The organism is Mesorhizobium sp. M7A.F.Ca.ET.027.02.1.1 (assembly GCF_004022985.1).
Taxonomy (GTDB): Bacteria; Pseudomonadota; Alphaproteobacteria; order Rhizobiales; family Rhizobiaceae; genus Mesorhizobium.
This window is the reverse complement of sequence record NZ_RZOL01000716.1, coordinates 1-1,598: the sequence shown is the minus strand read 5'-3', so window position 1 is coordinate 1,598 and position 1,598 is coordinate 1. Positions and strand designations below refer to the sequence as shown.

Genomic DNA, 1,598 nt, shown 5'->3' with positions numbered 1-1,598 from the left:
GAAGAAGTCGATCGTCGAAGTCATTCGATCTACGAATTTTCCGAACCTCGACATCGTGCCCGCGAACCTGGAGCTTCAGGAGTACGAATACGACACACCTCTGGCGATGCAGGACAAGGGGTCCAGTGCGGGGAAGATGTTCTATACCCGCATCGGGGACGCATTGGCCGAGGTTGATGACCGTTACGATGTGGTTGTTGTCGATTGCCCGCCGCAACTCGGATACCTGACCCTGACGGCACTGACTGCGGCGACCTCCGTGCTGATCACTGTTCATCCGCAGATGCTCGATATCATGAGCATGAGCCAGTTCCTGCTTATGCTAGGCGAAATCCTTAAGTCGATCGAGGGGGCCGGTGTGAAGGTTTCCCTGAACTGGTTCCGCTATCTCGTCACCCGGTTCGAACCTACCGACATACCGCAGACCCAGATGGTCGGATTCATGCAGTCCATGTTCGCGAAGCAGATGCTGAAGAACCACATGCTGAAGTCGACGGCGATCTCGGACGCAGGGCTGACCAAACAGACACTGTACGAAGTCGAACGGTCGCAGTTCACCCGATCGACATACGACCGCGCAATGGAATCCTTAACTGCCGTGAACGGAGAGATTGCCGCTCTCGTCCACCGAGCATGGGGGCGTAGGCAATGACCGTTCTGTTGTCAGCCGTACAATCGCGGGTTTTAGTCAACGATGACAATGACATGTTTCATTTTCGGAGAAGCTGAAGATGGCAAGGCGAGACGTGCTACTAGGCATTACGCAAGCGGAGACGAGTAAGCCGGATCGCCAGGCGACCGCTGGTTACGCGACGCGTGGGGCCTCACGATCGATGCTGTCATCCATCGGTGAGCTTGCAGCCCAGGCAGCAAAGGCCGAACGGCTACTTGAAGGCGAGACAGTAGTCGACCTCGATCCCAGTCTCATCGATGGCTCGTTCGTTTCCGATCGCATGGGAGACGACGACGAAGCGTTCGCTGAACTGGTGGCCGCAATTAGGGAGAGGGGGCAGGACAGTCCGATTCTGGTTCGGCCTCACCCGGCGAAGAACGGGCGCTATCAGATTGTATTCGGTCACCGTCGTGCTCGCGTGGCAAAACAACTTGGGAAACCCGTCCGCGCCGTCGTCAAGGAGCTGCATGACAAGGATCATGTGGTTGCGCAGGGACAGGAAAACTCAGCACGGGCCAATCTGTCTTTCATCGAGCGGGCGGTGTTCGCACACAACCTGGCGGATCTCGGCCATGACAGGGAAACCATTCAGTCAGCTTTGGCGATCGACGCTCCAATGCTTACGCGAATGCTTTCGGTCACAAAACGCATTCCAACTGCGATCATCCATGCGATCGGAGCCGCAAAAGGTATCGGCCGCGACCGCTGGCTTGACCTGACGCTGCTGATCGAGAAGCCGTCAAATCTGGTGAAGGCACAGGAATTCGTTGAGACTGAGGAGTTCAAGTCGGCGGCAACCGACGACCGCTTCAACCTCCTCTTCAATTCTTTAAAGACACCCAGAAAACCCAAGAAGGGGGCAGGTGCGTCCCCCAATGCCAAATCCTGGGCTATGGCAGGCAAATTGGTCAGCGTGACCACGAAG

2 protein-coding genes are annotated in these 1,598 nt (G+C 56.5%); both read left to right on the top strand.

From position 1 onward, the window contains the following. Nucleotides 1-652 (top strand): plasmid partitioning protein RepA (gene repA, locus EN749_RS35460; protein ID WP_128364913.1); only part of this gene is annotated, 652 nt, incomplete at its 5' end. Between the two features lie 79 nt (nt 653-731). Next, nucleotides 732-1,598, top strand: an 867-nt coding sequence (repB, locus tag EN749_RS35455; protein WP_128364912.1) for a plasmid partitioning protein RepB, incomplete at its 3' end; no start/stop codon positions are given.